The organism is Sediminibacterium sp., from assembly GCF_051861365.1.
Lineage (GTDB): Bacteria > Bacteroidota > Bacteroidia > Chitinophagales > Chitinophagaceae > Sediminibacterium.
The window spans coordinates 1-4,559 of record NZ_JBHYCW010000049.1; the positions used below are offsets into that span (position 1 = coordinate 1).

Consider the following 4,559-nt stretch of genomic DNA (forward strand, 5'->3'; position numbering starts at 1 on the left):
GTGGTAGCACTGCTTTTACAAGTTACTTTATCAGGTTTGGAGTTCCTACTGCTAATCACTTGACACAAAAAAGTAACAAAAAAAGTCAAGGCTTTAGAAAAAAAGCTAAAATTTACTTCATTACGCTACAATGGATGAAGTCTAAATCCCAGCTTTAGTTCATTAATTAAGCGAAGCTGTGCTTCAGCATTTGTGTAAAGCCAGACATCATCCATTGCTTAACGCTTCATTCCGCAAATTTCTTAACCTGCCTAACGGCAGACACGCGCTTTTTTTCTAAGGCCAAAAATCAAAGCAATAGTGATGAGTCTCGTGTTTATTCTATCTAATCTTAAAGATAAATATTTTTTATTTATATAGAAAATATTTATATTGTAACACATCTCCCCATTTTAGATGTACATACGATCGGAGGATTCATGATATCTCCCGAATGCTATCACTAAAAAAAGCGTATGAACCATACATTAAGGGAGCTGAATGTTTTAATACATGAGGGTACACAACAAGACATTACTGAAACAGTCAGGGAACAAAAAAGAAAAGAAGCCACGCTAAAAGCCAGAGAGCTGGAAAAAGATTTTACCGGCGCATTTGTAATGGTGCAATGCAAAAAAGCTTTGCGTAGCATGGTCATCGTTACGGTAAAAATCTTACATATCTGGCTGGAGAAATTATACCGTACCCGTCCACCGGAACAAAAACGCAACCGTACCCATGAACAGTTAGAGATCTGGTGTACCGATACCCTTAATTTTGTACGAAGACATTTTTCTGAGCACTTCAATCCCTATGAACCTATGCCGCGTTCGCTATGGGATCCAATCAAAGAACAGCAGGATGCGTATTGGGAATCTTTGTCTGAGAAGGTATCCGAAGACAGCTCCCCCACTTCACTGATCGCATTATTGCGTACCCTCTATCAAAATCAGTTGCACAGAACAGGTACCCATAGCTATTACCATGCAGAATATTGGACAGAGCTCTTATCCATTTTACCATCCGAGCAAGCGGGTTTGTATGAAGATACCACCACTGCTATGATCTTCACACTCATTCGACGCAATTGTAATCACTCCCTCTTTATTCATTTTTTCATCGAGCGTTGTACCCTGCTACAGACAGCATCTACCAACCCCATTCAACATTGGGTCACTTACCTTCACTGGGTAGACCGTATTCCATTGATCGACCAAATGGGCGCAGAGCCTGCATTACCTTCTATAAAAGACCAATTAAAAGAAGCGATACAGATGGAGTTGATAAGGTGTCAGGAGCTAGAAAAAAACAACACAGCGATAGAGCAATGCGCACAAGATTTATTATTCCATACCACACTTTCTGTTTCACAATTAGCAGCTTTCTTTCGAGTACTGATAGAGGCAAATATTTTAACCACTAACAACCATAAAGAGTTGATGAGAATGGTATCACAAACATTCAGAACCAGCCGAACCACAGCCCCCATATCAGCGCGACATCTCTATGATAAATTCTACTCCCTAGAAGGCCCCGCCCTCGCCATCGTAAGAACACATATCACCACCATGCTACAAAAAATAGCGATCCTCAGTCATTGACATGACCCCATCATAAAACCGTCATGTAGACCGAATCCCGACGCAAGTGGGGAGAGCGGAGACATCTCTCCCCACTGTTAGCAATATTTATCATCACCAACCCTAACAACACCCCGGAGGGGTAAAAGATTGTAGCCCCAAAGCATATAGGAATTCCCCAACCCCGGAGGGGGTTGCACAAAGAATATTTGGGTGCACCATTGAATAGGCGCAATTAAAAAACAAAATCATTCAATCACGCCGAAACGCTTTTCAAAAACTAAACCCGCCGTCTCGTGTTACCCCTCCGGGGTAAATAAAATTTTGGATTTTTTTGGAGCTACAATCTTTTACCCCTCCGGGGTATAAACCCCGATTACCCGATATCCAAAATCAGACATCCGACATCTTACATATAGCTTGCAGCCTGTAACTTGTAGCTTCCTTGTACCCTGTCTCTTGTCCTTTGTCCCTTATGTTTTCTCTATGGTTTGACTATCGTTTCACTATGAAATCACTATCATTCTCTTATGACTCTCTTATCACGCTCGTAACCCCCACGTATCTCTCTCCCGACATCATCGTTTGGTTCTTAGTACCCGGTCAGTCACCTGTCTTAGGAAAATCTTAAGTAACAGCAGAATAACCAATATCGAATATCCAACTTCGAAATTGGATATTGGACATGCTGCTGTTCTTATATTCTTATCGACGCATCTCATTCACTTGCAATACTTTATCAGGGCTGGTACCAGCCCTACCAGCCCTGACCGGGTGATGCAGCCATTAGTTTTGATCTCGTTAACAAACCACCGGTGGCCCGTCTGCAGCGGGAAACAATCACCACCCGAGAAATGAATCACGGGTGAATTTTTTAAAACGTAAAAACAAAACAATGGCAGCAAAACAATTTGGCACCCATCGGTTAAGCGGAACAGTAGGTGATGTTACTTACTCGCATACCAAATCGGGATTTAAAGCCAGACAAAAAAGTAAAATCAATATGGCGGAACGTCAATCCGGACAACAATTCCAGGCATGGCGAGACCACACTTCTGAATTTGGAATCATGACCACAGAAGCCAGGATATTCCGCAATGCATTCACAGACCTCAACTGGAACATCAAGAACAAGTCATTGATTCAGCAAACGGTGAAGTTGATGAATGCAATTCGCAAAACGGATACCACCAATTTACGCGGACAAAGACGCGCAAGCCTTGGCGACCTAAGTATGTTGGTAGGATTTGATTTCACAGGTAGCGGTAGCATTGATACGGCAATCAATGGCGGTTATTCCTCTGCATTCAATCGACTAACAGGAGTTACGGTTGCTACGATACAGCCAATGATTCCCAAACAACGTTTGAATGTACCGGCCAATGCTACTCATTTCATGTTCACACTGGCAGCGGCAGCGTTGAATTTTGAAACAGGAGAAATCAGTAAGGTAATGGTATCCACAGAAAAGTTATTGATTGATAATGAAGTATTACCGGAAACAGTGTTAACAGAAACGCTACCGGCAAACAGTACCGATCCGGTAGTGATAGCACTCAAACTGGAGTACTTCACAGAAATCAATGGTCACTACTATCCCCTCATGAGCGCCGCCTCCATCAACAGCACGGTAATCCGTGTGGATCAGGCGTAAGAGGGTAATAGGTGCTGGGTACTAGGTGCAAGGTATTGGTTGATTTGTTAATAAAAGTAAAGTAGGCATTACAAAGTCCTCATAACCCATCTGGCCATAGGCGAGACCCAAAAAACCAGCACCAAATACCGAGTACCTAGCACCTCAAAAAATCAAAAAATCAAAGATCAAAAAATCAAAGATTTAAATGCACTTAACCATTCACCGCACTTATCACGCGGATGGTACGAATGGTTTGTTGACGATGGGGGCAAATAGTAAACCGCTGTGTTATACGATAGAATTGCCCTGGCGTAATAATGAGCTGAACAGGTCATGTATACCTGAAGGCACGTATGTACTGAAGCGCAGGTATAGTCCGAAGTTTCGCTGGCATATAGAAGTAAAAGATGTGCCGGGAAGGAGTTATATACTCATTCATCCCGCCAACCATGCCGCACGCGAACTAAAAGGATGTATCGCCCCCGTACTACTCCTCACCGGCCCCGGAACCGGCGAGCAAAGCCAACAGGCTTTTGACATGCTGATCAGCAAATTGTTACGAGCCCTACAGAGTCAGGAAACCATTCTGCTGACTGTGATAAGTGGAAGCACAAAATTGTAAATGGAGGGGTGCTGGGTGGGTGCAAGGTACTAGGTGCAAGGTACTGGGTGCAAGGTTTTAGAAAAGTTAATCGCTTTGCGATTAACACCCAGCACTATTTACCTAGCACCTAGCACCTAGTACCTAGTACCCGCTACCCGCTACCCGGCCCCCTCCCAAAATCAAAGACATGAAAAAAATCATCCGACGCGCGCGGTCGCAGACGCCGCCGTTTTTTAGAAAGATCAGGAATGTGGGGTTAGCGCTCACGGCCATTGCAACGGCGATAGCCACGCTACCGGTTGCATTACCGGCCATTGTGGTAACCATCTCCGGCTACGCCGCCGCAGCCGGCGCCACCGCCACCGCCCTCAGCCAACTCACCCTCTACGAAGAGCCCCTGGATTGGCAAGATGAAGAATGATCACTCCCCCGTCTCTTTTGAGACGGGGTTGTTTTTGTGAGGGGTGAATTGTGAATGGTGAATTGTCAATTGTGAATACAGACCGTCATGTTGAGTCCGCCTTGGCGGATCAAACTCCAAAATACCCCGGAGGGGTAAAAGATTGTAGCCACAAAACATAGATGAATTCCCCAACCCCGGAGGGGTTGAACAAAGAATATTTGGGTGTAATATTCAATAGGCAAATGAAAAAAATAACATCATTCCCATCCCACCAAAATGCGTTTCAAAAATCCATCCCGCCGTTCCGTGTTACCCCTCCGGGGTAAATAAACCACACGCACAAACATGTGCTACATT

4 protein-coding genes are annotated in these 4,559 nt (G+C 44.1%); all 4 read left to right on the forward strand.

Annotation, left to right across the window (positions count from 1 at the left end; translation table 11 throughout):
* The first annotated feature begins 455 nt into the window (after nucleotides 1-455).
* The 4 genes from ACTIEV_RS14910 (at nucleotide 456) to ACTIEV_RS14925 (ending at nucleotide 4,220) form a co-directional block, all read left to right on the forward strand.
* Nucleotides 456-1,580 carry a hypothetical protein gene (locus ACTIEV_RS14910; protein WP_439516764.1) on the forward strand — a complete coding sequence of 375 codons (1,125 nt, stop codon included), beginning with the start codon at nucleotides 456-458 and terminating at the stop codon, nucleotides 1,578-1,580.
* A gap of 874 nt (nucleotides 1,581-2,454) precedes the next feature.
* Complete coding sequence (locus tag ACTIEV_RS14915) at nucleotides 2,455-3,213, forward strand: hypothetical protein (protein WP_439516765.1); 759 nt, start codon at nucleotides 2,455-2,457, stop codon at nucleotides 3,211-3,213.
* A gap of 187 nt (nucleotides 3,214-3,400) precedes the next feature.
* A complete protein-coding gene (locus tag ACTIEV_RS14920) occupies nucleotides 3,401-3,817 on the forward strand; it encodes a DUF5675 family protein (RefSeq protein WP_439516766.1) in 417 nt (138 codons plus the stop codon).
* Between the two features lie 169 nt (nucleotides 3,818-3,986).
* Nucleotides 3,987-4,220, forward strand: coding sequence for a hypothetical protein (locus ACTIEV_RS14925; protein ID WP_439516767.1), 234 nt, complete (start codon nucleotides 3,987-3,989; stop codon nucleotides 4,218-4,220).
* Nucleotides 4,221-4,559 lie beyond the last annotated feature (339 nt).

Bases quoted from the DNA above. Each gene is read 5' to 3' on its own strand.
- ACTIEV_RS14915 (WP_439516765.1), top strand. From the start codon at position 2,455: ATGGCAGCAAAACAATTTGGCACCCATCGGTTAAGCGGAACAGTAGGT.
- ACTIEV_RS14920 (WP_439516766.1), top strand. From the start codon at position 3,401: ATGCACTTAACCATTCACCGCACTTATCACGCGGATGGTACGAATGGT.
- ACTIEV_RS14910 (WP_439516764.1), top strand. From the start codon at position 456: ATGAACCATACATTAAGGGAGCTGAATGTTTTAATACATGAGGGTACA.
- ACTIEV_RS14925 (WP_439516767.1), top strand. From the start codon at position 3,987: ATGAAAAAAATCATCCGACGCGCGCGGTCGCAGACGCCGCCGTTTTTT.